This window comes from Pseudomonas benzopyrenica, from assembly GCF_036884265.1.
In the GTDB taxonomy this organism is placed as follows: Bacteria; Pseudomonadota; Gammaproteobacteria; order Pseudomonadales; family Pseudomonadaceae; genus Chryseomonas; species Chryseomonas benzopyrenica.
Window position 1 is genome coordinate 897445 of record NZ_CP145723.1, and the last position, 25074, is coordinate 922518.

General features: G+C 66.7%; 15 protein-coding genes. 9 read left to right on the forward strand and 6 right to left on the reverse strand.

Translation table 11 applies throughout. From position 1 onward, the window contains the following. Nucleotides 1-31: 31 nt before the first annotated feature. On the reverse strand, nt 32-3376 hold the full coding sequence (gene mscK, locus V6W80_RS04215; RefSeq protein WP_064307374.1) for a mechanosensitive channel MscK: 3345 nt from the start codon (nt 3374-3376) through the stop codon (nt 32-34). Between the two features lie 98 nt (nt 3377-3474). Further along, on the reverse strand, nt 3475-5214 hold the full coding sequence (locus V6W80_RS04220; RefSeq protein WP_017640096.1) for a potassium/proton antiporter: 1740 nt from the start codon (nt 5212-5214) through the stop codon (nt 3475-3477). Between the two features lie 129 nt (nt 5215-5343). On the opposite strand from V6W80_RS04220, the gene V6W80_RS04225 reads away from it, so the two are divergent. Next, complete coding sequence (locus tag V6W80_RS04225; protein WP_338545921.1) at nt 5344-6180, forward strand: 23S rRNA (adenine(2030)-N(6))-methyltransferase RlmJ; 837 nt, start codon at nt 5344-5346, stop codon at nt 6178-6180. A gap of 227 nt (nt 6181-6407) precedes the next feature. Here V6W80_RS04225 and msrA read toward each other — a convergent pair whose 3' ends face one another. The 4 genes from msrA to aceE all read right to left on the reverse strand — a co-directional run bounded on the left by msrA (nt 6408) and on the right by aceE (nt 14694). After that, the gene (gene msrA, locus V6W80_RS04230) at nt 6408-7067 is read right to left on the reverse strand and encodes a peptide-methionine (S)-S-oxide reductase MsrA (RefSeq protein ID WP_064307373.1); all 660 of its coding nucleotides are present in this window, start codon (nt 7065-7067) and stop codon (nt 6408-6410) included. Between the two features lie 81 nt (nt 7068-7148). Continuing rightward, nucleotides 7149-9755, reverse strand: a complete 2607-nt coding sequence (locus tag V6W80_RS04235) for a putative bifunctional diguanylate cyclase/phosphodiesterase (protein WP_338545923.1) — start codon at nt 9753-9755, stop codon at nt 7149-7151. Between the two features lie 279 nt (nt 9756-10034). After that, the gene (aceF, locus tag V6W80_RS04240; protein WP_338545925.1) at nt 10035-12023 is read right to left on the reverse strand and encodes a dihydrolipoyllysine-residue acetyltransferase; all 1989 of its coding nucleotides are present in this window, start codon (nt 12021-12023) and stop codon (nt 10035-10037) included. A 28-nt stretch (nt 12024-12051) separates the two neighbouring features. Continuing rightward, complete coding sequence (aceE, locus tag V6W80_RS04245) at nt 12052-14694, reverse strand: pyruvate dehydrogenase (acetyl-transferring), homodimeric type (protein WP_338545927.1); 2643 nt, start codon at nt 14692-14694, stop codon at nt 12052-12054. Nucleotides 14695-15023: 329 nt separating this feature from the next. Here aceE and glnE point away from each other — a divergent pair, with 329 nt between their 5' ends. From glnE to V6W80_RS04285, 8 genes are all read left to right on the forward strand, one after another. After that, on the forward strand, nt 15024-17984 hold the full coding sequence (gene glnE / locus V6W80_RS04250; protein ID WP_338545928.1) for a bifunctional [glutamate--ammonia ligase]-adenylyl-L-tyrosine phosphorylase/[glutamate--ammonia-ligase] adenylyltransferase: 2961 nt from the start codon (nt 15024-15026) through the stop codon (nt 17982-17984). 113 nt (nt 17985-18097) lie between these two features. Then, nucleotides 18098-19132: a lipopolysaccharide heptosyltransferase II gene (gene waaF, locus V6W80_RS04255; RefSeq protein ID WP_068383051.1), complete on the forward strand. Its 1035-nt coding sequence runs from the start codon at nt 18098-18100 to the stop codon at nt 19130-19132. Further along, nucleotides 19133-20140 (forward strand): lipopolysaccharide heptosyltransferase I, encoded by a 1008-nt coding sequence (gene waaC, locus V6W80_RS04260; protein WP_068383053.1) that lies wholly within the window; start codon nt 19133-19135, stop codon nt 20138-20140. Further along, nucleotides 20137-21255, forward strand: a complete 1119-nt coding sequence (locus V6W80_RS04265; RefSeq protein WP_338545930.1) for a glycosyltransferase family 4 protein — start codon at nt 20137-20139, stop codon at nt 21253-21255. Before waaC ends, V6W80_RS04265 begins: the two co-directional genes overlap by 4 nt. Further along, nucleotides 21252-22058 (forward strand): lipopolysaccharide core heptose(I) kinase RfaP, encoded by an 807-nt coding sequence (rfaP, locus tag V6W80_RS04270; protein ID WP_338545931.1) that lies wholly within the window; start codon nt 21252-21254, stop codon nt 22056-22058. The genes V6W80_RS04265 and rfaP overlap by 4 nt, the downstream gene beginning before the upstream one ends. Next, nucleotides 22058-22789, forward strand: a complete 732-nt coding sequence (locus tag V6W80_RS04275) for a lipopolysaccharide kinase InaA family protein (RefSeq protein ID WP_231357057.1) — start codon at nt 22058-22060, stop codon at nt 22787-22789. Before rfaP ends, V6W80_RS04275 begins: the two co-directional genes overlap by 1 nt. Further along, nucleotides 22786-23541 carry a lipopolysaccharide kinase InaA family protein gene (locus tag V6W80_RS04280; RefSeq protein ID WP_338545934.1) on the forward strand — a complete coding sequence of 252 codons (756 nt, stop codon included), beginning with the start codon at nt 22786-22788 and terminating at the stop codon, nt 23539-23541. The genes V6W80_RS04275 and V6W80_RS04280 overlap by 4 nt, the downstream gene beginning before the upstream one ends. Beyond that, the gene (locus V6W80_RS04285) at nt 23538-24959 is read left to right on the forward strand and encodes a phosphotransferase (RefSeq protein WP_338545935.1); all 1422 of its coding nucleotides are present in this window, start codon (nt 23538-23540) and stop codon (nt 24957-24959) included. The genes V6W80_RS04280 and V6W80_RS04285 overlap by 4 nt, the downstream gene beginning before the upstream one ends. Nucleotides 24960-25074 lie beyond the last annotated feature (115 nt).

Consider the following 25074-nt stretch of genomic DNA (forward strand, 5'->3'; position numbering starts at 1 on the left):
GGGTGTCCCGAGATATCCGCGCAGGGGGCCGTCAGGCCTTGGATGGCTTGGGATCCTCGGCTTCCTGCTGGGCATCCCCTTCAGGTAGGAGAGGCTTTTTGCCCAGTTGTTTCTCCGCACCGTGGCGATTCTTCAAGGTGATCTCCATCTGCGGCGTGGACAGCAGGTTGATACCGGCATCGCGCAGCAACTGGTCGACCCGGCGGATCAGCTCATCGGTGGCGGCGCTGCGATCGCCCAGTTCGCGCACATAGATGCGCAATTCGTGGTCCAGGGTGCTGGCGCCATAGTGGGTGATGTGCAGCGAGGGCTCGGGGTCATGCAGCACCCGCGGATTCTCCTTGACCGCCTGCATCATCAACCGCTGGGCCTCGGCCAGATCGCTGCCGCGATTGATGCCGAAGGTCAGCACGATACGGGTGACGGTGTCGGTCAGCGTCCAGTTGATCAGCTGGCTGGTGACGAAGGTCTTGTTCGGTACCACCACCGACTTGCGGTCGGCATCGGTGATATGAGTGGCGCGGATGCGGATCTTGTTCACCGTGCCGGTCACGTTGCCGATGGTGATCAGGTCGCCGACGCGCACCGGGCGCTCGAAGAGGATGATCAGGCCGGAGATGAAGTTACCGAAGATCTCCTGCAAGCCGAAACCCAGACCGACCGAGAGGGCGGTGGCCAGCCACTGCAGCTTGTCCCAGCTCACCCCGAGGGTCGCCAGGGTGGTCACGGTGCCGAAGCCGACGATGACGTAGGAGAGCAGGGTGGTGGTGGCGTAGGCGCTGCCCTGGGCCAGATTCAGGCGCGACAGCACCAGGACTTCCAGCAGGCCGGGCAGGTTGCGCGCCAGGGCGACGGTGAGACCGGCGATCACCAGGGCGATGATGAACACCCGCAGCGTCAGGGGCACCTGGGTGGCGGCGGCGCCGGTGCCGCTGGTGTATTGGTAGAGGGTGACGTTGTCCAGGTAGGAGAACACCGCTACCACGTCGGCCCAGACCAGATAGAGCACACCGAGGAAGGCCAGCAGCAGGGTCAGGCGCAACAGCCGCGAGGACTGCTGGTTGACCTGCTCCATGTCCAGGGTCGGCTCCTGCACCACCTCCACGCCCTCGGCGTCTTCCTGCTGCGCCTGGCGCTTCTGGATGGCGCGCTGGTAGGCCAGGCGCCGCGCGGCCACGCTCAGGCCACGGGCCAGGGTGGCTTCGAGGATGATCCAGGCCATCAGCACATAGAGGGTGTCCACCAGGCGATCGGTGAGCTTGAGCGCGGTGTAGTAATAGCCAAAGAGCACGGCGAAGAACAGCACGGCTGGAATGGCGGTGATCATCAGGCCGAGCAACAGGCGGAAGAACGGCAGGCGCTCGCGGGCGGTGGCATTGAGCAGGGAGCGACCCAGCATCCAGGCCAGGCTGGCATAGGCGATCAGGACGATGAGAATGCCCAGGACATCGTCGGCCAGACCGGCCAGCTGACGTTCGGCGATGGCCACCACCGCCATCAGTGCCAGGGCCAGCAGGCCCACGCGTCTGACCAGCCGGCGCAGGGACTGCGCCTGGGGGCGGGCCCAGCGGAAGTGGGTCTCGGCGACGCCACCGGAGGCCAGCAGGCGATACACCGTGTAGAACACCAGCCAGCCGGCGGCCATTTCCAGCAGCGCCGCACCAATGGCGGCGTTTACGCCGCGTTCGTCCCCTTCGAGGGCCACGCCGCCCAGCCAGAGCACCAGACTCGCCGGCAGGCCAAGGAGAATGGTGAGCAATACGGCCTGCGGCGTGTGCAGTTGACTGTCGCGCTGGTAGTGACCGATATCCTGGTTGAGCTTGCTGACCTGGGCATGGATGCGGGGCCGTTGCCAGATCAGGGTAGCGAAGGCCAGGACCAGCGGCAGCAGCAGCAGCGGGCGCTCGGCCAGGCCGACATAGAGTTCATGCAGGCTGGAGCCCCAGGGCACGTCGCGCAGTTGCTGCATCAGCTTGCGGGGTGCGGTCTTGACCCAGTTCCAGTCCAGCGGCTTGTTGCTGGGAATCCAGAACATCTGCTCGTCGAGGGTGCCGCGCAGGCTGCTGATGGTGGTCTGCAACTGACGCTGGTTGAGTTGCAGGTCGATGGACTCGCTGAGCAGGGCATTGAGCTCGGTGTTGAGGCGCTCCTGCAATTCGCTGCGGGTCTTGAGCAGGTCGAGCAACTGCTGGCGTAGCTGCGGCGTGGTCTTTTCCGGCGGCTGCTGGGCCAGCAGATTGCTGACGTAGGCATCCGGATTGGCGATCTGGGCGCGCTGCTGGTTGAGCTCGAATTGATAGAGGCGCAGATCGGCGATGTCGTCGGTGAGATCCTTGTTGACCTTGACCGAAGGTAGCGCGGCACGCTGCTGGTAGAGCAGCTTGGACAGCAGCACGCTGCCCTTGAGCACGCCGATCTGCTGTTCCATGTTCTCGCTGGTCTGCTTGAGCTGATCCAGCTGCTGGCGGGACTCGAGATTGCGGCGATTGAGGTCGTTGAGTCGATCGGTGGCGCGCAGCAGGTAGTCGGACAGTTGCAGATTGAGCCCGGTCTCCTGGGACAGCACATCGTCCCCGGCAGTCTTTTCGGACTCCCGCGAGGCTTCGGCCAGGGTCTTTTCCGACTGCTGGCGCCGCTTGCCGCTGATCAGCGTCTGCAGGTCCAGGGTCTCCTGCTCGTAACGCTTCACCTGCTCGGTGAACAGCTCCCGGCGAATGGCGCCGAGATCCTGCAGCACGCTGTTGCCCGCCAGCTCCTGGCGCAACAGCTGGATCTGCGCGCCCGCCGCCGCCTGCTCCGCCAGCAGCTGACCGCGCCGCTCGGCGGTCAACGCCTTGGCGTTCTCGCGTCCACTCTTGAGCAGATCGGCGATCTGCTGCAGGCGCGTCTGCAAATTGGCGATGTCCACCTGGGCGCGCTCGGGGCGAGTCTGGGCATTGATCACCAGGCTGTTGGCGGCGTTCAGATCGTCCTGCACGCTGTTGAGCGCCAGACTGGTCTCGCTCAGCCGCTGCTCCAGGGCCTGGGGAGTCGCGCCGGCATAGCGCTGCTCGGCGGGCTTGATCGGCTCGGCGCGTAGGCGGGCCAGTTGTCGCTGGGCATCCTTGGTCTGCTGCGGTGCCTGGGCCAGCTGCTGGCGCAGATCGGCCAGCTGCTTGACGTACTGGTCGCGCTGGTCGAGCAGCTTGAGGGTCTGCTGCAGGCTCTCCTGGGCGGCGCTCTGCTCGGCGGCGGGCAGCTTGCGATCGGCCAGAGCGCTCAGATTCTGCTGGACCTGCTGGGCATCCGGCGGCCCGGAATCCTGAGCCACGGCGGGAAGGGTGAACAGGCAGCCGCAAAGGGCGGCGGCGCGAAGCAGAGCGGACAGGCGGTGCATGCGGCAGGCGTCGGGCAGTGGAAAGGCGCGAGGTTAAAGCCAGGCTGCCTGGGGTGCAAGGCGGCGGCCCTCAAGCCGCGAACCCCGTTCATCCACCGTTAAAGAAAGAGCGCAGGTCCGCTGCTGCTGCCTTCGGGAAACTTCACGCCGACCTTGCGCACGCGCTTGTTCTCGATGGCCGCGACGATCCAGACCAGGCCGTTCCACTCCACCAGGTCGCCGACGATGGGTTCGCCGCCGATCTGGTGGGTGATGAAGCTGCCGAGACGCTGGTTGCCGTCCACTTCGCCCAGTTGCAGGCCGTAGAGCGCGGCCACCGCGCTGAGTTCGGCATCGGCTTCCAGGACGAAGTCGCCGAAGAATCTCTGGGTCTGCTGCGGCGCCTGGCTGAACAGGCGGCCTAGGGCCGGCAGATCGTGCTCATGGCCGACCACGCAGAGGATGTCACCGGCTTCCAGGGTGGTACTGCCGGAGGGGTGCAGCAGGGTCTCGCCGCGGAACAGCGCGGCGATGCGGGTGCCCTCGGGCATCTTCAGCTCGCGCAGGGCGGCGCCGATGCACCATTTTTCGGCGCCCAGGCGATAGATGAACAACTCCCACTCGCTGGTCGGATGGACCTGCAGGCCGGCGCGGGAGAAGGGCGCCGGCTCCGGTGGCACCGTCACCTTGAGCAGCTTGGCGGCCAGCGGCAGGCTGGAGCCTTGCACCAGCAGCGACACCAGCACGATGAAGAAGGCCACGTTGAAGAACAGCTGGGCCTGGGGCAGTCCGGCCATCATCGGGAACACCGCGAGGATGATGGGGACCGCGCCACGCAGCCCGACCCAGGCGATAAAGGCCTTTTCCCGGTCATGGAAGGCGCGGAAGGGCAAGAGGCCGATGGCCACCGACAGCGGGCGGGCGACCAGGATCATCCACAGCGCCAGGCCCAGGGCGGGCAGGGCGATGGGCAGCAGGTTATGCGGCTCCACCAGCAGGCCCAGCACCAGGAACATGCCGATCTGCGCCAGCCAGGCCATGCCGTCGAGCATGTGCAGCATGCCATGGCGGCTGCGGATCGGCAGATTGCCCATCAGCAGACCAGCCAGGTAGACCGCGAGGATGCCACTGCCATGGGCGGCGTTGGTCAGGGCGAAGATCAGCAGACCACCGCTGATGGCCAGCAGCGGATAGAGGCCGTCGGCCAGATGGATGCGGTTGATCAGCTGCAGCAGCAGCCAGCCACCGCCCAGGCCGATCACCCCGCCGATGGCGAATTCGCTGACGAAATGACCGAGCAGGCTCCAGCTGAAGCCGCTCTCGCCGCTGGCGAGCATCTCGATCAGGGTCACGGTGAGAAACACCGCCATGGGGTCGTTGCTGCCGGATTCGATCTCCAGGCTGGCGGTGACCCGTTCGTTGAGGCCGCGCCCTCCGAGCAGGGAAAACACCGCCGCGGCATCGGTGGAGCCGACGATGGCACCGATCAGCAGGCCCTGCAGCAGGCTGAGATCGAACAGCCAGGCCGCAGCCAAGCCGGTCAGGCCGGTGGTGATCATCACCCCCACGGTGGCCAGGGACAGCGCCGGCCAGAGCGCCACGCGGAAACTCGACACCCGGGTGCGCATGCCGCCGTCGAGCAGGATCACCGCCAGCGCCAGGTTGCCCACCAGGTAGGCCATCGGATAGTTGTCGAAGGCGATGTGACCGGGGCCGTCGACGCCGGCGAACATGCCGACCACCAGGAAGATCACCAGGATCGGGATGCCGACCCGCGAGGAAATCGAACTGACCAGAATCGACAGGCCGATCAGCACCGCACCGATCAAGAACAAGCTGTTGATGGTGACAGCGTCCAAGCGTGACTCCTGGGGCAAAGAAATGAAGAACCTGGGGATTTAACCCGCTGCACGGCCAGAGTGTCAAAGCGCGACGCCGCTGGCGCCCGAGGAAGGCGGTACACTGTAGGGCTGATGCTGGAGTATCCCATGAATTACCGACACGCCTTCCATGCCGGCAATCACGCCGATGTCTTCAAGCACGCCACCCTGTTGCGCCTGGCCGCGCTGCTGGCGCGCAAGGAGGCACCCTTCGCCTATCTGGACAGCCATTCCGGGGTGGGTCGCTATGACCTGGCCGGCGACCAGGCCAGTCGTACCGACGAATGGCGCGAAGGGATCGGTCGGCTGTGGGCGCTGGACGCCGCACCGGCCGCCTTCGTCGGCTATCGCGAAGCGGTGGCGGCGCTCAATCCCGATGGCGCGCTGCGCTACTATCCCGGCTCGCCCGAGTTGATGCGCCAGGCCTTGAGGCCCCAGGATCGGCTGCTGCTGAACGAATTGCACCCCGAGGATGGTCGCCTGCTCAAGGAAAACATGGCCGGTGATCGCCGGGTGGCGGTGCACCAGAAGGACGGCTGGCTGCTGCCGCGGGCGCTGCTGCCGGCTCCCGAGCGCCGGGCGCTGCTGTTGATCGATCCGCCCTTCGAGAAGGCCGATGAGCTGGAACGCTGCGTCAAGGCGGTGCAGGAGGCCATCGGTCGGATGCGCCAGACGGTGATCGCGCTCTGGTATCCGATCAAGGATCGCCGCCAGCTCAGGCGCTTCCATGCGGGTCTGCAGGCCAGCGGCGCGCCCAAGCTGCTCAACGTCGAATTGCTGATCCGCGCGGCGGACGACCCCACCCGGCTCAACGGCTCGGGACTGGCCATCGTCAATCCGCCGTGGGGATTGGAGGAAGAACTGCGCGAGTTGCTGCCCTGGCTGGCCGAGCACCTGGCCCAGGGCGAAGGCAGCTGGCGGCTGGAGTGGCTGATCGCGGAATAAGGGAGGGGCAACGTTGGGCTTCGCTGCGCTCAACCCAACCTACGAGCAGCTTGGCGTAGGTTGAGTTGAGGCAGCTCCATTACCGAAGCCCAACAGGATCATGTCGAGCCTGGGGCTGTTGGGTTTCGCTGCGCTCAACCCAACCTACGGGAAAGGTTGGCGTAGGTTGGGTTGAGGCGGCTCTACCGCCGAAGCCCAACAAAGAGAGCCGCCGCAGCGGCTCGGGATCAGACCGCCAGACTGGGCGGCAAGCACACGCCGGTACCGGCCAGACCGCAATAGCCGTTGGGATTCTTCGCCAGGTACTGCTGGTGATAGGCCTCGGCGTAGTAGAAGGGCGGCAAAGGAGCGATCTCGGTGGTGATCTCGCCATAACCAGCCTCGGCCAATTGAGCCTGGAAGGCGGCCTGGCTGGCTTCGAAGGCCTCGCGCTGGCTGTCGTCGCTGTAATACAGCGCCGAGCGATACTGGGTACCGACATCATTGCCCTGGCGCATGCCCTGGGTCGGGTCGTGGGCTTCCCAGAAGATCTTCAGCAGCGCCTCCAGCGAGGTCTGGGCCGGATCGAACACCACCAGCACCACCTCGGTATGACCGGTCAGGCCGGAGCACACCTCTTCGTAGGTCGGGTTGGGGGTATGGCCGCCCGCGTAACCGGCGGCGGTGGTCCAGACACCCGGTTGTTGCCAGAAACGCCGCTCGACGCCCCAGAAGCAGCCCATGCCCAGCACCAGACTCTGCAGCCCGGCGGGGAAGGGGCCTTGCAACGGATTGCCGTTGACGTAGTGGGCGGCGGGTACGGCCATGGCCGTCTCGCGGCCGGGCAGCGCCTGCTCGGCGGCGGGCAGGTGGGTCTTCTTGGTCAGGATTTCGGAACGCAGGACCATGGGATACCTCGTGGGAAAGGGCCAGGCGAAAAGCTCAGTGTACGCAAAATCGCTGCAGCGGGGTCGAGTCCGCTCGGCGGGTCAGCGCGTCGGCAGGTAACGCGCCAGGGCAGCGTCGAGCTGGTCGGCCGGGATGGGCTTGTCGAACAGATAGCCCTGGCCGATATCGCAACGATGATGGCGCAGGAAAGCCAGCTGTTCGGTCGTCTCGATGCCCTCGGCAACCACCTGCAGCCGCAGGTTGTGGGCCATGGCGATCACCGCGGAGGTGATTTCCATGTCGTCCTGGTTGTCCGGGATGTCCTTGATGAAACTCCTGTCGATCTTGATGATGTCGATGGGGAATTTTTTCAAGTAGCTGAGCGACGAATAACCGGTGCCGAAGTCGTCCATCGCCAGGCTCATGCCCAGCCGCTTGAGGGCTTCGAGGGTGTTGCGGGTAGCGTCGGTGGCATCCAGCAGCAGGCTTTCGGTCAGTTCCAGCTCCAGCCTTTTGGGCGCGATGCCTTCCTCGTCGAGGATGGTGACGAAGGACTGCACCAGGTCGGGATCGGTGAACTGCTTGGGCGACAGGTTGATGGCGATCTGCAGGTCGTCGAAGCCGGCGGCGTCGAGACGGTGCAGCTGGCGACAGACCTCGCGGATGATCCATTTGCCGATGGGCACGATGAGCCCGGTTTCCTCGGCGATGCCGATGAACTGGTCCGGGCGGATCATGCCTTTTTCCGGATGCTGCCAGCGGATCAGGGCTTCCAGGCCAAGCAGCTTGGCGCGCTTCAGGCAGACCTTGGGCTGGTAATGCACCAGCAATTCGTTCTGCTCCAGGGCGCGGCGCAGGTTGTTCTGCACGAACAGCTTGTTGCTGGCCTCGGCGATCAGCGCCTCGGTGAACACCTGGACCTGATGGCCGCCGGTGGCCTTGGCCCTGTGCAGGGCGAGGCCGGCGTGCTTGATCAGGGTCTGCGGATCGGTTTCGTGCGGCCTGGCGGTGGTCAGACCGATGGAGCAACTGATCAGGGTGGGGTGGCCTTCCACATAGAGCGGCGGATCCAGGGCTACCAGGGTGTCGCGAGCCAGGCTGGTGGCGGACACCGCATCCATGCCGTCGAGCAGCACGGCGAATTCGTTGCTGGCGATGCGCGCGATCAGCGCGCCCTTGCCCAGGGCGCTGCGCAGGCGCCGGGCCAGGCCCACCAGCAGCTGGTCGCCGATGCGATGACCCAGGCTGTCGTTGACCCTCTTGAAGTTGTCGACGTCCACCAGCAGCAGCGAGTGCTCGCTGCTCGGATTGGAGTGCTCCAGGCGTTCTTCCAGGCGGGCGATGAAGTGGCTGCGGTTGGCCAGCCCGGTAAGGCTGTCGCGAAACACCATCTCGTCGTTGTGCTGCTGGGCGAAGCGGGTCTTGCTGGTGTCCTGGAAGATGCCCAGATAGCCCTGCAGGTCGCCGTTGGGCTGCTGGATCTTGGACAGTGACAGCTGGCCCCAGTAGGTCTCGCCGTCGCGGCGATAGCACCGCAATTCGCCCTGCCAGCTGTCCTGGTGCGCCAGGTGCTGCCAGGCTTCGTAGAGCAGCTCGCTCCAGTTCTCCAGGGCCGGCAGGGATTCGACGTGCAGGCCCTGCAGCTTGGCGATGGGATAGCCGGTGATGCGGGCGAAGCTGTCGGTGGCGTGCTCCAGGCGACCGCCGGCATCCAGCAGTAGGAAGGCATCGTTGCTGGCTTCCATCACCCGGGTGAGGGGGTGGGCGACCTTCGGCATGCGCTCCGGCTGCTGGAGCAGGGCAGCCAGACATTCCGCCAGGCTGCGGGCGAAGGCGACGTCCTCGGCCTCCCAGGTAGCTGGCCGGTCCCGTCTCAGGCAGAGCAGGCCGATCAGCTGATTCTCGTGCAGCAGCGCCACGTCCAGGGCCGTTCCGCCCCCGGTATGGGAAGGGTGCAGCACCTGGCTGGCGTCTTCGATCACGCCCTGCTCACGCAACCGGCGGCGGTGGTCGCTGCACAGCGTGGGCAGGCGCTCTTCCTTGCACAGGGTGACGAGGCCATTGCCTTCGTAGCGCCACAGGCTGAGCTCATCCACGGCGAAGGCGGCCGGACCCTGAGCACGCAGCAGCTGCACCAGTTCGTCGTCGACCGGCGTCTGTCTCAGGGCCAGCCGTGACAATTCGAGCAGCAGGGTCTGCCGCGCCTGGGCCATCCCCAGCCGTTGCTGGCTGTGGTCCTGGCTTTCCTGCAGGAGCGCCAGGGTCGACCGCAGGGCCAGGTTGTGGGCTTCCCATTCGCCGGCCAGGGCATCGTCGTTCATCACCCGCAGCAGATAGCCGCGTAGCAGGGGGCGGCCATGACGCTGCAGGCTCTCGCCCACCTCGACGACCTGGCAGGGGGCCGTGGTGGAATGGAACAGGTAACGCACCTGATAGCTGCCATGCTCGGCGAGTTGCAGCTGGATGTCCTCGTGCAGGCGATGACGGACGCTGGGCTCCATCAGGCTGGCATAGGGGGCATCGATGAGCGAACACAGCGCCTGGGCGGGCAGGCCGAGGCTGGCCTCACAACGGGAGTCGAGATAGAGCATCGCCCAGGAGGCTTCATTCAGACGCTCGAAGCGCAGCAAGCCCAATCGGGCAGGAGCGCTGAGCGCGCCCGCCTGATCGGCTACCGCGGCATCGGCAGCATCGGAGTGAATACTCATGCGAGGGTCCGCGTCCTTGTGAAGACGGAAAAATGTCCTAGGGTTATCGGAAAGGACAGACAAATCATTAATCCTTCTTCCTCTCCGTCTCGCCAGCGCTCTGGGATAGCTGTCAAGGTTGCCCGATAGGGCCCAGGGCATGCAAGGGGCGACGCTCAGGGCGCTCATCCTACCTTTTTCCTGGATCTTTCGGTTGATCTGGCAGCAAAAACCCCGCATGAGCGGGGTTCTTGCTACACCAGAAGACGGTAGCGGGAAGCCATTACCGTCCTGTGGCGCTTACAGCAGCAGGCTGCGGATTTCCGCCAGCAGATCGCCCAGGCGCTTGGTGAAGCGCGCGGCAGCTGCCCCGTTGATCACGCGGTGATCGTAGGACAGCGACAGCGGCAGCATCAGGCGCGGCTGGAAGGCCTTACCGTCCCAGACCGGCTGCATGCTGGCCTTGGACACGCCGAGGATCGCCACTTCCGGGGCATTGACGATCGGCGTGAAGCCGGTACCGCCGATGTGACCCAGGCTGGAAATGGTGAAGCAGGCGCCCTGCATGTCGTCACCGCTGAGCTTCTTGGTCCGCGCCTTTTCCGCCAGCTGGGCGGCTTCGGCGGCGAGTTGCAGGAGGCTCTTCTGGTCGACGTTGCGGATGACCGGGACCAGCAGGCCGTCCGGGGTGTCCACGGCGAAGCCGATATGCACGTACTTCTTGCGGATCACCGCCTTGCCGCTGGGAGCCAGGGAGGCGTTGAAGTCCGGCAGTTCCTTGAGCACATGGGCGCAGGCCTTGAGCAGGAACGGCAGGATGGTCAACTTGACGCCGGCCTTTTCCGCAACGGCTTTCTGGCCTACCCGGAAGGCTTCCAGATCGGTCACGTCGGACTGGTCGAACTGGGTCACGTGGGGCACGTTCAGCCAGCTGCGATGCAGGTTGTTGGCGCCGACCTGCATGAGGCGCGTCATCGGCACCTCTTCGATCTCGCCGAACTTGCTGAAGTCCACGGTGGGGATCGGCGGAATGCCGGCGCCACCGGTGGCCCCTGCAGCCGCGGCCGGAGCCGCCTTGCTCTTCTGCAGCTGATCCTTGACGTAGGCCTGGACGTCTTCCTTGAGGATGCGGCCCTTGGGACCGGTCGGGGTGACCTCGCCCAGGTCGACGCCGAACTCACGGGCGACCATGCGCACGGCCGGGCCGGCATGGACCTTCTTGCCCTTGCCGGCGGCGGGTGCGCTGGCCGGGGCGGCAGCCTTGGCCGGAGCCTCGGCTTTCTTCTCGGCAGACGGCGCGCTGGCGGCGGTGTTGCCGGCAGCCGGCTTGGCCGCCTGCTTGGGCGCGGCACCGGCCACCTTCAGGGTCAGGATCAGATCGCCGGTCTTGGCCTGGTCATTGACCTTGATGGCGACACTTTCCACCACGCCCGCCTTGGGCGCCGGGATTTCCATGCTGGCCTTGTCGGACTCCAGCACGATCAGCGACTGCTCGGCCTTGACCTGGTCACCGGCCTTGACCAGCACCTCGATGACGTTGGCACTGCCGGTGGAGCCGATGTCGGGGACCTTGATCTCCTCGACCGACTCACCGGCCGGCTCGGCGGCAGCTTCCTCGTGCAGCTCGGGCTCGGCGGCTTCCTTGGCGGGCTTGTCGCCGGCCTTGGATTCGACGCTCTTGCTCGGCTTGGCATTGGCGGCGCCCTTGAGCACCAGGATCAGATCGCCGGTGCCCACTTCGTCGCCAACCTTGACGGAAACGCTCTCCACCACGCCCGCGCCGGGGGAGGGGATTTCCATGCTGGCCTTGTCGGATTCCAGGGTGATCAGCGTCTGCTCGGCGGCGATGGTGTCGCCGGGCTTGACCGCCACCTCGATGATGCTGGCCTTGCCGCTGGAGCCGATGTCCGGAACGTGAATTTCCTGGGACTCGCCTTCGCCGGCGGACGCCGAAGCGTCCTCGTCGCCGGCCGGCGTCGGGGTTTCGCTTTCCTCGACCTGGGTCTGCTTGGACTCGGCCTTGGGTTCGGCGGCGGGTTCGCTGCCGGTGGCGGCGTCCTCGCCTTCCAGGTCGATCAGCAGATCACCGGTCTTGAGGGTGTCGCCGACCTTGATGTGCAGGGCGGCGATCTTGCCGGCCTTGGGGGCCGGGATCTCCATGCTGGCCTTGTCGGACTCCAGCACCACCAGGCTCTGTTCGGCCTCGACGGTATCGCCGACCTTCACCAGCAGCTCGATGACTTCGCCGTCGCCACTGCCGATGTCGGGTACGCGGATGGTCTCGCTCACAGTTGTTTCCTCTTATCCGTGTGCCGCATCAGCAATCCAGAGGATTGCGCTTCTCGGTGTCGATGCCGAACTTGGTGATGGCGTCGGCCACGACCTTGCGTTCCAGCTTGCCTTGGTTGGCCAGCGCCTGCAGAGCGGCGACGGCGACCCAGCGGCGGTCGACCTCGAAGTGATCACGCAGCTTCTTGCGGCTGTCGCTGCGACCGAAGCCGTCGGTACCCAGCACCTGGAATTCGGTGGGGACCCACTGGCGGATCTGGTCGGCGAACAGCTTCATGTAGTCGGTGGAGGCGATGACCGGACCCTGGCGCTCGCCCAGGCACTGCTCGACGTAGGTCAGGCGGCGCTCTTCCAGCGGGTGCAGGCGGTTCCAGCGGTCGACGGCCAGGCCTTCACGGCGCAGTTCGTTGAAGCTGGTGACGCTCCAGATGTCGGCGCCGACGCCCATCTCGCGCAGCAGGCCAGCGGCAGCGCGGACCTCGTTGAGGATGGTGCCCGAGCCCAGCAGCTGGACGCGGTGCTTGAAGTCGCCTGTCTCTTCTTCCAGCAAGTACATGCCCTTGATGATGCCGTCTTCGACACCTGCGGGCATGGCCGGCTGCTGGTAGTTCTCGTTCATCACGGTGATGTAGTAGAAGACGCTCTGCTGCAGTTCCATCATCTGATGGATGCCTTCGCGCATGATCACTGCCAGCTCGTAGGCGTAGGTGGGATCGTAGCTGCGGCAGTTGGGAATGGTGCCGGCCAGGATGTGGCTGTGACCGTCCTCGTGCTGCAGGCCTTCGCCGTTGAGGGTGGTACGCCCGGAGGTGCCGCCCAGCAGGAAGCCGCGGGTCTGGGCATCGCCCGCCGCCCAGGCCAGGTCGCCGATGCGCTGGAAGCCGAACATCGAATAGAAGATGTAGACCGGCAGCATGGGCTGGTTGTAGTTGCTGTAGGCGGTACCGGCGGCGATGAAGGAGGACATGGCGCCCGCCTCGTTGAGGCCTTCCTGGAGGATCTGGCCGTCCTTCTCTTCGCGGTAGTACATCACCTGGTCGCGATCGACCGGCTCATAGAGCTGGCCGTGGGGCGAGTAGATGCCCAACTGGCGGAACATGCCTTCCATGCCGAAGGTACGGGCCTCGTCGGCGAGGATGGGCACGATGCGCTTGCCCAGGTCCTTGTCCTTGACCAGTTGCGACAGGATGCGGCCGAAGGCCATGGTGGTGGAGATCTCGCGATCACCGGAGCCGTCCAGCACCGCCTTCAGGGTTTCCAGGGGCGGGGTGGGGATGCTGATGCTGCGGGCGCGACGCTGGGGCAGGTGACCACCCAGGGACTCGCGGCGGCCCATCAGGTACTTCATCTCGGCGCTGTCGTCGGCCGGACGATAGAAGGGCAGCTCGCTGAGCTGGGAATCGTTCAGCGGGATGTCGAAGCGATCGCGGAATTTCTTCAGCGACTCCACATCGACCTTCTTGGTGTTGTGCGCGGTGTTCTTGGCTTCGCCCGCACCGGTGCCGTAGCCCTTGATGGTCTTGGCCAGGATGACGGTGGGCTGGCCCTTGTGGTTGACCGCCTGGTGGTAGGCCGCATAGACCTTGTAGGGGTCGTGACCGCCACGGTTGAGCTTCCAGATCTCGTCGTCGGACAGGTCCTCGACCATCTTGAGCAGCTCGGGATTGGCGCCGAAGAAGTGCTTGCGCACATAGGCACCGTCCTTGGCCTTGTAGTTCTGGTATTCACCATCGACCACGGCGTCCATGCGTTGCTGCATGCGACCTTCGGTGTCGCGGGCGAACAGCGGATCCCACATGCGACCCCAGAGGACCTTGGTGACGTTCCAGTCGGCGCCGCGGAAGATGCCTTCCAGTTCCTGAACGATCTTGCCGTTGCCCCGTACGGGGCCGTCGAGGCGCTGCAGGTTGCAGTTGATGACGAAGATCAGGTTGTCGAGGTTCTCGCGGCCGGCCAGGGAGATGGCACCCAGGGTTTCCGGCTCGTCGCACTCGCCGTCGCCGATGAAGCACCAGACCTTCTGCTTGCCGGCGGGGATGTAGCCGCGGTTCTCCAGGTACTTCATGAAGCGGGCCTGGTAGATGGCGGTGATCGGACCCAGACCCATGGAAACGGTCGGGAACTGCCAGAAGTCGGGCATCAGGTGCGGGTGCGGGTAGCTCGACAGCCCCTTGCCGTCCACTTCCTGACGGAAGTTGTTCATCTGGTCTTCGGAGAGGCGGCCTTCCAGGAAGGCACGGGCGTAGACGCCGGGGGAGGCATGGCCCTGGTAGTAGATCAGGTCGCCGCCGTGCTCTTCGTTGGGCGCCTTCCAGAAATAGTTGAAGCCGATGTCATAGAGGGTGGCGCTGGAGGCGAAGGTGGAGATGTGGCCACCCAGATCCGGATCCTTGAGGTTGGCGCGCATGACCATCGCCAGGGCGTTCCAGCGAACCAGCGAGCGGATGCGCCGCTCCATGAACAGGTCGCCCGGCATATGGGCTTCCTTGGTCACTGGAATGGTGTTGCGATAGGGGGTATTGATGGAGTAGGGCAGCTGGGTACCACTGCGGGTAGCCAGTTCGCCCATGCGGGTCATCAGATAATGAACGCGCTCCTCGCCTTCGTGGTCGAGGACGGACTCCAGGGCGTCCAGCCATTCCTGGGTTTCGACGGGATCGAGATCTTGCATGGCTTGCTCCAGGGCGGAAAGGCTTCCAAAATCGGTCGCCTCAGGGTCGCCGCCGGCCTCTTGGGGGCAGCGAAAATTCTTGGATTTATGACCGGACGGTTCCGATCGGCGTGTAGTTTTACTACAAATTCAAATCCGTTTCAGCTCCGAGCTGTAATGCGATAAAAAACAATTCGACGTTTGTCGAACGCGCTGCTCATGGGCTCGCGAACTCCGAACCGCGGACGTGAAAACGGTTCCCGCTCGGACCAGGTGGTCCGTCGGAATGTCCCTGGCATGGGGTTCGCGGCAGGGTGGTGGGGTTCGACCGTCCCTGCGCAGGACTGCCCATGATACCCCTCCTTCGTCCCGATCTGCCTCCGACTCTCGTCGCATGTGCCGAGCTCGCCGACCGGCGCCTGGCCGACGCCCTGTCCCCGCTGCCCGCGGCGGCCGCCCGCCAGGCAGACTGGTCCGCGCCGCTGCGCGCCGAGTGGCGGCGGGTGGCCGCTCTCAGTGACTTCGTCGTCGAGCAGTTCTGCCGCCTGCCCGAGCCCTGCCTGGCATTGGTCGACAGTGGCGATCTGGAGCTGTCACTGGCACCGGGCGAGATGGCGCAGCGGTTGCGCGAGGCGCTCGTCGATTGCCCGGACGAGGCCGAGCTGGGGCGCCGGTTGCGGCGGTTCCGCATGTTGCAGCAGGTGCGCATCGTCTGGCGCGACCTGACTCGCCGGGCCGATCTGGTGGAGACCTGCCGCGACCTCAGCGAGCTGGCCGATGCCTGCATCGACCAGGCCTGCGCCTGGCTCTACGCCCAGCAGTGCGCCCAGTTCGGCGTGCCGACCGGGCGCCACAGCGGCCAGCCACAGCAACTGGTGGTGCTGGGCATGGGCAAGCTGGGCGCGGGGGAATTGAATCTGTCCTCCGATATCGACCTGATCTTCGCCTATGGCGAGGCCGGAGAGACCCGCGGCGCACGGCGCGAGCAGGACAACCAGGAATTCTTCACCCGCCTCGGGCAGCGCCTGATCAAGGCGCTGGATGCCACCACGGTGGAGGGCTTCGTCTTCCGCGTCGACATGCGCTTGCGGCCCTATGGAAGCGCCGGCGCCCTGGTGCTGAGCTTTGCCGCCATGGAACTCTATTACCAGGACCAGGGCCGCGACTGGGAACGCTACGCCATGATCAAGGCACGGGTGGTCGGCGGCGACCAGGTCAGCGGCGCCGAGCTGCTGACCCTGCTGCGACCCTTCGTCTATCGGCGCTATCTGGATTTTTCCGCCATCGAAGCCCTGCGTAGCATGAAGCAGCTGATTCGCCAGGAGGTGCGCCGACGCGGCATGACCGACAACGTCAAGCTGGGTGCTGGCGGTATCCGTGAGGTGGAGTTCATCGCCCAGGCCTACCAGCTGATCCACGGCGGGCGTGATCCGGCGCTGCAACAGCGACCGCTGCTCAGGGTGCTGACCAGTCTGCGCGAGCGCGACTATCTGCCGGCCGCGGCCGAAGCGGAACTCCGCGAGGGCTACTGCTTCCTGCGCTATGTCGAGCATGGGTTGCAGGCCATCGCCGACCAGCAGACCCAGACCCTGCCGGTGGATCCCCAGGGGCGGGCGCGGGTGGCCTTCCTCATGGGCTATGCCGACTCGGATGAATTCAGCGCGGCGCTCGACGCCTGGCGCAGCCGCATCGACTGGCATTTCCAGCAGACCATCGCCGATCCCGAGGAGGAGACCCAGAGCGCCGAGCTGGAAGACAGCTGGCTGCCGCTGTGGGAAGACCTGCTCGACCCCGAGGAGTCCCTGGCGCGACTGCGCGAGGCGGGCTTCCAGACGCCGGAGCAGGCGCTGGAACTGCTGGCCAACCTGCGTGCCAGTGGCCAGGTGCGCGCCATGCAGCGCGCCGGTCGCGAACGCCTGGATGCCTTCATGCCACGACTGCTGGATGCGGTCAGCGCCGACGAGCAACCCGATCGCGCCCTGGAGCGGGTGCTGCCGCTGGTGGAAGCCGTGGCGCGACGCTCCGCCTACCTGGTCCTGCTCAGCGAGAATCCGCCGGCCCTGGCGCGGCTGCTGGAACTCTGCGGGGCCAGTGCCTGGGTGGCCGAGCAGATCGCCCGCTATCCAGCGTTGCTCGACGAATTGCTCAACGAGGGTCGGCTCTACCATCCGCCGCAGAAGCCTGAGTTGGCTGCCGAATTGCGCGAACGTCTGATGCGCCTGCCCGAAGAGGACCTGGAGCAGCAGATGGACGTGCTGCGCCACTTCAAGCGCGCCCACAGCCTGCGGGTGGCGGCGGCGGAGATCGCCGGCAGCCTGCCGCTGATGAAGGTCAGCGACTACCTGACCTGGCTGGCCGAGGTGATCCTCGAAGAGGTCTTCGGCCTGGCCTGGCGCCAGCTGGTGCAGCGCCATGGCACGCCGCAGCGGCGCGACGGCTCGCCCTGCCAGCCGGACTTCATCGTCGTCGGCTACGGCAAGGTCGGCGGCATCGAGCTGGGCCACGGCTCGGACCTCGACCTGGTGTTCATCCACGACGCCGATCCCCTGGCCGAGACCGATGGCGCCAAGCCCATGGATGGCGCCCAGTTCTTCAATCGCCTCGGCCAGCGCATCATCCATCTGCTCACCACCACCACCCCGGTGGGCACCCTCTACGAGGTGGACATGCGCCTGCGGCCGTCCGGCGCGGCGGGGCTGCTGGTGAGTTCGCTGGAGGCCTTCGAGCGCTACCAGCAGAGCGAGGCCTGGACCTGGGAGCACCAGGCGCTGGTGCGGGCGCGGGTGGTGGCGGGTTGTCCACGTCTAGGAGAACGCTTCGACGAGGTGCGGGCGCGCATCCTCGGTCGGCAGCGGGAGCTGGCGACCCTGCAGGCCGACGTGGCCGGCATGCGCGACAAGATGCTCGACAACCTCGGCACCGCGGTGACCGCCGGCGGACTGGGGCCGAACGCGCGCCGGCCGGAGCAGCTGTTCGACCTCAAGCAGGATGCCGGCGGTATCGTCGATATCGAATTTATGGTCCAATATGCCGTTCTGGCCTGGTCGTGGCAGCATCCCGAATTGCTGCGTTTTCCCGACAACATCCGCATCCTGGAATCCCTCGAAGCGGCTGGTCTGGTACCGGCCATGGACGCCATTGCCCTGCGCGAAGCCTACAAGGCCTACCGCGCCGCGCTGCACCGCCTGGTCCTGCAGAAGCAGCCGGGCAAGGTGCCGGCCGACGGCTTTCTCGCCGAGCGCGACGAAGTGCGCCGTATCTGGCACGGCCTGGGGCTGGACACGCCGTCCGGCAATCCGGCCACCTTTTAGGCCGCCATCAGTAAGGAGAGGCAAGATGTCGATGTCCGTGCGCGAGCTTTCGATCAGGCCGGGCCTGAGGGAGTGGGAGTCGGCCACCCGCTAGGTGCCGATCGCCTTCCAGCATGAATATTCTGATCATCGGACCCAGTTGGGTCGGCGACATGGTGATGGCGCAGACCCTCTTCGTCTGTCTCAAGCGCCAGCACCCCGACTGCCAGATCGACGTACTCGCTCCCGAGTGGAGTCGCCCGCTGCTCGAGCGCATGCCCGAGGTGCGCGAAGCCCTGAGCTTTCCCCTCGGCCACGGCGCCTTCGAACTGGCCACCCGCCGGCGCATCGGCCAGCAGCTGCGCGGTCGCTATGACCAGGCGATCCTGTTGCCCAACTCGCTGAAGTCGGCGCTGGTGCCCTATTTCGCCGGCATCCCCAAGCGTACCGGTTGGCGCGGCGAGATGAGATTCGGCCTGCTCAACGACATCCGCACCCTGGACAAGGCGCGCTATCCGCTGATGATCGAGCGCTTCATGGCGCTGGCTTACGCGCCCGGTGCGGAGTTGCCCAAACCCTATCCCAAGCCACGACTGGCCATCGACCCGGCCAGCCGTGACGCCGCCCTGGAGCGCTTCGGGCTGAGTCTGGACCGGCCGGTGCTGGCGCTCTGCCCGGGCGCCGAGTTCGGCGAGGCCAAGCGCTGGCCGGCCGAGCACTACGCCGCCGTGGCCGATGCCCGGCTGCGTCAGGGCTGGCAGGTCTGGCTGTTCGGTTCGCAGAAGGATGCCCCGGGTGGCGAAGAGATCCGCGAATGGGTCACCCCCGGCTTCGAAGAGGATGTCTACAACCTCGCCGGGCGTACCTCCCTGGCCGAGGCCATCGATCTGCTCTCCTGCGCGAGCGCGGTGATCAGCAACGATTCCGGTCTGATGCACGTGGCCGCTGCCCTGGATCGCCCGCTGGTGGCGGTCTATGGCTCCACCTCGCCGGGCTTCACGCCGCCGTTGGCCAGTCAGGTCGAGGTGGTGCGCCTGGGGCTGGAGTGCAGCCCCTGCTTCGACCGTACCTGTCGCTTCGGCCATTACGATTGCCTGCGTCTGCTGCAGCCGAGCCTAGTGCAGGAGGCCCTCGGCCGCCTGGTCGCCGATCCGGTCGAGGTGGGCTAGATGCGCGTGCTGCTGGTCAAGACCTCCTCCCTCGGCGATGTCATCCATACCCTGCCGGCGCTGACCGATGCGGCCCGGGCCATTCCCGGCATCTGCTTCGACTGGGTGGTGGAGGAGGGCTTCGCCGAGATTCCCGCCTGGCACCCGGCCGTGAGTCAGGTGATTCCGGTGGCCCTGCGCCGCTGGCGCAAGCAGCCCTTTTCCGCCTGGGCCAGTGGCGAGTGGGGCGAATTCAAGGCGCGCGTGCGCGAGCAGCGCTATGACCGGGTGATCGATGCCCAGGGCCTGCTCAAGAGCGCCTGGCTGACCCGCTACGCCGAGGCGCCGGTGGCCGGTCTCGACCGCAACTCCGCCCGCGAGCCCCTGGCCAGCCGCTTCTATGATGAGCGCTATCACGTCGCCAAGGGGCAGCACGCCCTGGAGCGGATCCGCCAGCTGTTCGCCCAGGCGCTGGATTATCCACTGCCGGCGGGCGTGGGTGACTACGGCCTGGATCGACAACGCCTGGCCGGTCCCAACGAGACGCCCTATGTGGTGTTCCTCCACGGCACCACCTGGGTCAGCAAGCACTGGCCCGAGGCCCACTGGCGCGAACTGGCCGAGCGCATGAGCCAACTGGACTGGCCGGTGCGACTGTTGTGGGGCAACGAGGCGGAACATGCCCGTGCCGAACGCATCGCCGACGGCCTGGATGGCGTCCAGGTGCTGCCGCGACTGAATCTCGCCGGGGTGGCCAAGGTGCTGGCCGGCGCCCGTGCCTGCGTGGCGGTGGATACCGGCCTCGGTCACCTGGCTGCGGCCCTGGACGTGCCCACCGTTTCACTCTATGGCCCGACCAGTCCGAAAAAGGTCGGCGCCTATGGCCGCGCCCAGGTGCACCTGAGTGCCGTGGGCCTGGATGGCACCGACGAGCCGCGCGACCAGCCCGCGGCCAGTCTGGCCGCCTTGACCCCGGAGCGGGTCGAACTAGAACTGGAAACCCTGCTGTTGGAAGACCTCCCCGCATGACCCTGGCTTTCGTGCTCTACAAGTACTTTCCCTTTGGCGGCCTGCAGCGGGACTTCCTGCGCATCGCCCAGGAGTGCCAGCGCCGGGGCCATGCCATCCGCGTTTACACCCTGATCTGGGAAGGCCCGGTGCCTGAGGGCTTCGACGTGCGGGTGGCCAGGGTCAGCGCCCTGTTCAATCACCGCCGCAACGAGAAATTCCACGCCTGGCTGCAGGCGGACCTGGCCCGTGATCCGGTGGACCGGGTGATCGGCTTCAACAAGATGCCGGGGCTGGACGTCTACTACGCCGCCGACCCCTGCTTCGAGGACAAGGCCCAGACCCTGCGCAATCCGCTCTACCGCCAGTGGGGTCGTTATCGTCATTTCGCTGAGTACGAGCGTGCGGTGTTCGCCCCCGAGTCGCTGACCGAGATCCTGATGATCTCCGAGGTGCAGCAGCCGTTGTTCGTCAAGCACTATGGGACGCCTGCACCGCGTTTCCACCTCTTGCCGCCGGGTATCGCCGCCGACCGCCGCGCGCCGGCCAATGCCAGCGAGATCCGCGCCGACTTCCGTCGCGAATTCGGGCTGGAGGAAGGCGAGCTGCTGCTGGTGCAGATCGGCTCCGGCTTCAAGACCAAGGGCCTGGATCGCAGCCTGCGGGCCCTTGCGTCCTTGCCCAAGGAACTGCGCCGCCGCACTCGACTCTTCGCCATCGGCCAGGACGATCCCAAGCCCTTCCTGCTGCAGGCCAAGGCCCTGGGCGTGAGCGATCGCGTCCAGATCCTCAAGGGCCGCAGCGACATCCCGCGCTTCCTGCTCGGCGCCGATCTCTTGATCCATCCGGCCTATAACGAGAACACCGGTACCGTGCTGTTGGAGGCGCTGGTCGCCGGACTGCCGGTGCTGGTCACCGACGTTTGCGGCTATGCCCACTACATCGACGAGGCCCGCGCCGGCGCGGTGGTGCCGTCGCCCTTCGTCCAGGAGACCCTAGACCGGATGCTGGCCGAACTGCTGGCCGATCCCGAACGCCGCGCGGTGCAGGGTCGCAACGGCCTGGCCTTCGCCGACAGCGCCGATCTCTATTCGCTGCCCGAGCGCGCCGCCGATGTCATCCTGGGGGTGGCATGACCCTGGAATTGCATGAGCCCTTCGCCAGCCTCTGGGCCGGCCAGGATCCCTTCGTCGCCGTGGAGGCCCTGCAGGGCCAGGTCTATCGCGAACTGGACGGGCGCCGTACCCTGCGCACCGAGGTGGCCGGGCGGGGTTATTTCGTCAAGATTCATCGCGGCATCGGCTGGGGCGAGATCGCCAAGAATCTGCTGCAGGCCAAGCAGCCAGTCCTGGGCGCGCGCCAGGAATGGCAGGCCATCGAACGCCTGCACCAGGTCGGCGTGCCGACCATGACCGCGGTGGCCTTTGGCGAGCGCGGCGCCAATCCGGCGACCCAGCACTCCTTCATCATCACCGAGGAACTGGCGCCCACCGTCAGCCTCGAAGACTTCAGCCTCGACTGGGTCCGCCAGCCCCCCGAGCCGGCGCTCAAGCGGGCGCTGATCGCCGAGGTGGCGCGCATGACCGGGGCCATGCACCGGGCGGGCGTCAACCATCGCGATTGCTACATCTGCCATTTCCTGCTCGACACCGCCCAGCCGGTCACCGTGGCCAATCTGCAGCTCTGGCTGATCGACCTGCACCGCGCCCAGTGCCGCGCCCAGGTGCCCCGGCGCTGGCGCGACAAGGACCTGGCCGGGCTGTATTTCTCCGCCCTGGGCATCGGCCTGACGCGACGTGACTTCCTGCGCTTCCTGCAGGGCTACTTCCAGCGCCCGCTGCGCGAGATCCTGCGCGACGAGGCGCCGCTGCTGGCGCGGCTGGAACGCAAGGCCGCCGCCTTGCTGGAGCGCAAGGAACGCTACGGGGACCGGCTCTGATGGCTGACTGGCGCATCGATTCCAGCGTCGCCCACCTGCCCGAATTCGCGACCCTGGACGCGGTGTTCGCCCTGGCCGGCGAACGCCTGACCAGCGATCCGCTGTCGGAAGTGGTGCGCATCGAGCGCGACGGCATCCGCTACTACGTCAAGCGCTACCACGGCGCCGGCAAGGGACTGCGGCGCTATGTCGGGCGGCCGCGGGTCAAGGCCGAATGGCAGAATCTCAAGCGTTTCGCCAAGTGGGGCATCGCCACCGCGCCGGTGGTGGCCTGGGGGATGGAGCGCTCGCCCCGAGGGTTCACCCGCGGCGCCATGATCACCCGCGAGATTCCCGATACCCTGGATCTCGCCGAACTGGCCAGGCGCGAGGATCCGCGGCTGCGCGACCGGGTGTGGGTGGACAAGGTCAGTCGTCAGCTGGCCGCGGCGACCCGTACCCTGCACGATCACCATTTCGTCCACAACGATCTCAAGTGGCGCAACCTGCTGGTGGATGGCCAGGGCGTGCTCTATCTCATCGACTGCCCGGCTGGTGCCTTCTGGGTCGGCCACTGGTTGCGCTGGCGCATCGTCAAGGACCTGGCCTGCCTGGACAAGGTGGCCAAGTACCAGCTGTCACGCACCCAGCGCCTCCGGTTCTATCTGCAATACCGCGGTCGCGCGCGCCTCAGCGACAACGACAAGGGGCGCATCCGCGAGGTGCTGGACTATTTCAAGGGGCGGGAATGAACGAGGTATGGGCGGCCGAGGATCGGGCCGTGCTGGCCGGCCAGGGCCTGGACAGCTTCGCGGCGCTGTGGGCGCTGGAGCTGACCGCGGTGGACGAACCCAACCAGGGGCGTGGCGGCTTCAGCCAGGTGTTTCGCCTTGACGTTAACGGTCATGGTTACTACCTCAAGCGCCAGCGCGACTACCTGACCCGCACCCTGGCCCGCCCGCTGGGCGAGCCGACCTTCGCCCGCGAGAGTCGCAATATCCGCCGCTACGCCGAGCGCGGCATCCCGGCGCTGGAGCTGGCCTATTACGGCGAGCGCCGCGATGACCAGGGCTGGCGTGCCATCCTGCTGACCCGGGCGCTGGATGACTGGCGCGATCTCGACAGCTGGCTGCGTGTCTGGACGCACCTGGCCCCCGAGGAGCGCCAGGCGGTGCTGGTCGCCGTCGGCGAACTGGCGCGCCAGCTGCACGGCGCCGGCCAGGTGCACGGCTGCTTCTATCCCAAGCATCTGTTCCTGCAGCGTCAGGGCGAAGGCCTGACCGCGCGGCTGATCGATCTGGAAAAGACCCGGCCGCTGCTGTTCGGCCGGCGCGATCGCCTGCGCGATCTCGAACCCCTGCTGCGCCGCGCGCCGCAATGGAGCGAGCCGGACATCACCCGCCTGCTGGCGAGCTATCTGGACCAGCCGCTGGACAGCGTCGCCGTGCGCGACTGGAGCCAGCGTCTGGCCGGGCGTCGCCGCCACAAGGAGCGCAAGGCATGACCCTGGAGCAACTGACCAAGGCCGGTCGTGCGCCGACCCTGCCGCTGCGCATGGAACTGCCCAGTGGCGAGTTGGAACTGCTGTCGCTGCTCAGGGTGCTGCCCGGTCAGCGCTATGTCGGCGAGGCCCGCTGGCAGGGCCGGCGAGTGCTGGCCAAGCTGCTGGTCGGCGAGCGCGCGAGTCGGCAATTCGCCCGCGAGCGTGAGGGCTGTCGCCTGCTGGCGGCAGCCGCGGCGCCGACCCCTGCGCTGCTGGACAGCGGCGAGGCGAGCGGGCAGGGCGCCTGGTTGCTGTTCGACTTCATCGAGGCGGCGCCCAGCGTCGAGCACCTCTGGCAGCGGATCGCTGGCGAGCCGCCCCTGTCTCCCGCGCAGAACGACCTGCTCGGCGCGGCCCTCGCCACCCTGGCGCGGTTGCACGCCCAGGGCCTCTGGCAGGCCGATCTGCACCTGGACAACCTGCTGGTCAAGGACGGCGCCGCCCTGGTCATAGACGCGGCGGACATCCAGGCCGAGACCGTCGGCCAGCCGCTGTCCCAGGCCCGGGTGCAGGAGAATCTGGCGGTGTTCTTCGCCCAGCTGCCCGCCACCCTGGATGCCCAGCTGGAAGAGCTGCTGATCCACTACCTGCTGGTCAATGCCGAACACGCCCTGCGCCTGGAGGCCCTGCTGGCGCGCACCACCGAGATTCGTCGCTGGCGCCTGGCCGACTACCTCAAGAAGAGCGGCCGGGAGTGCACCCTGTTCGCCGTCACCCGCAGCGCCTTTGGCCTGATCGCCGTGCGACGCACCTGGCTGAATCGCCTGGAAGGCCTGCTGGCCGATCCCGATGCGGCCCTGGCCGGTCTGCCGACCTTCAAGGACGGCGGCGCCGCCACCGTGGCCCGGCTGCAGTGGCAGGGTCAGGACCTGGTGCTCAAGCGATACAACATCAAGGGCTTCGGCCACTGGCTGACGCGCTTCTGGCGGCCGAGCCGGGCCTGGCACAGCTGGCGCGAAGGGCACCGGCTACGCTTCCTTGGTATTCCCACCCCCGAGCCCCTGGCCGTGCGCGAGCGCCGCTTTCTCGGCCTGCGCGGGCGGGCCTATCTGGTGACGCCCTTCGTCGACGGGCCCAATCTGCTGGAGCGCTTCGCGCCCTATGTGGATGCCGCGCCGCCGGCGGCCGAGCTGGAGGCCCTGCTGGCGCTGGTGGAAGCCCTGCGTCGCGAGCGCCTCGGCCATGGCGATTTCAAGGGCACCAACCTGATCTGGCATGAAGGCCGCTGGCTGGTGATCGACCTCGACGCCTTCCAGGCCCATGCCAGCGACCGCGCCTACGCCGCCGCCTATGCCCGCGACCGCGCCCGGCTGCTGCGCAACTGGCCGGCCGACAGCGCCCTGCATCGACTGCTCGACGAGCGCCTGCCGCCGGCCTGAGCGCCGACCCGCCATCTGTACCGGGGCTGAATCGCCGTGCGCTAGGCCCCGCTCCGGCGTGCGGCCATTACCCGTGGCCTGCCTGAACGGCTATAATTCGCCGTTTTTGAGGCGA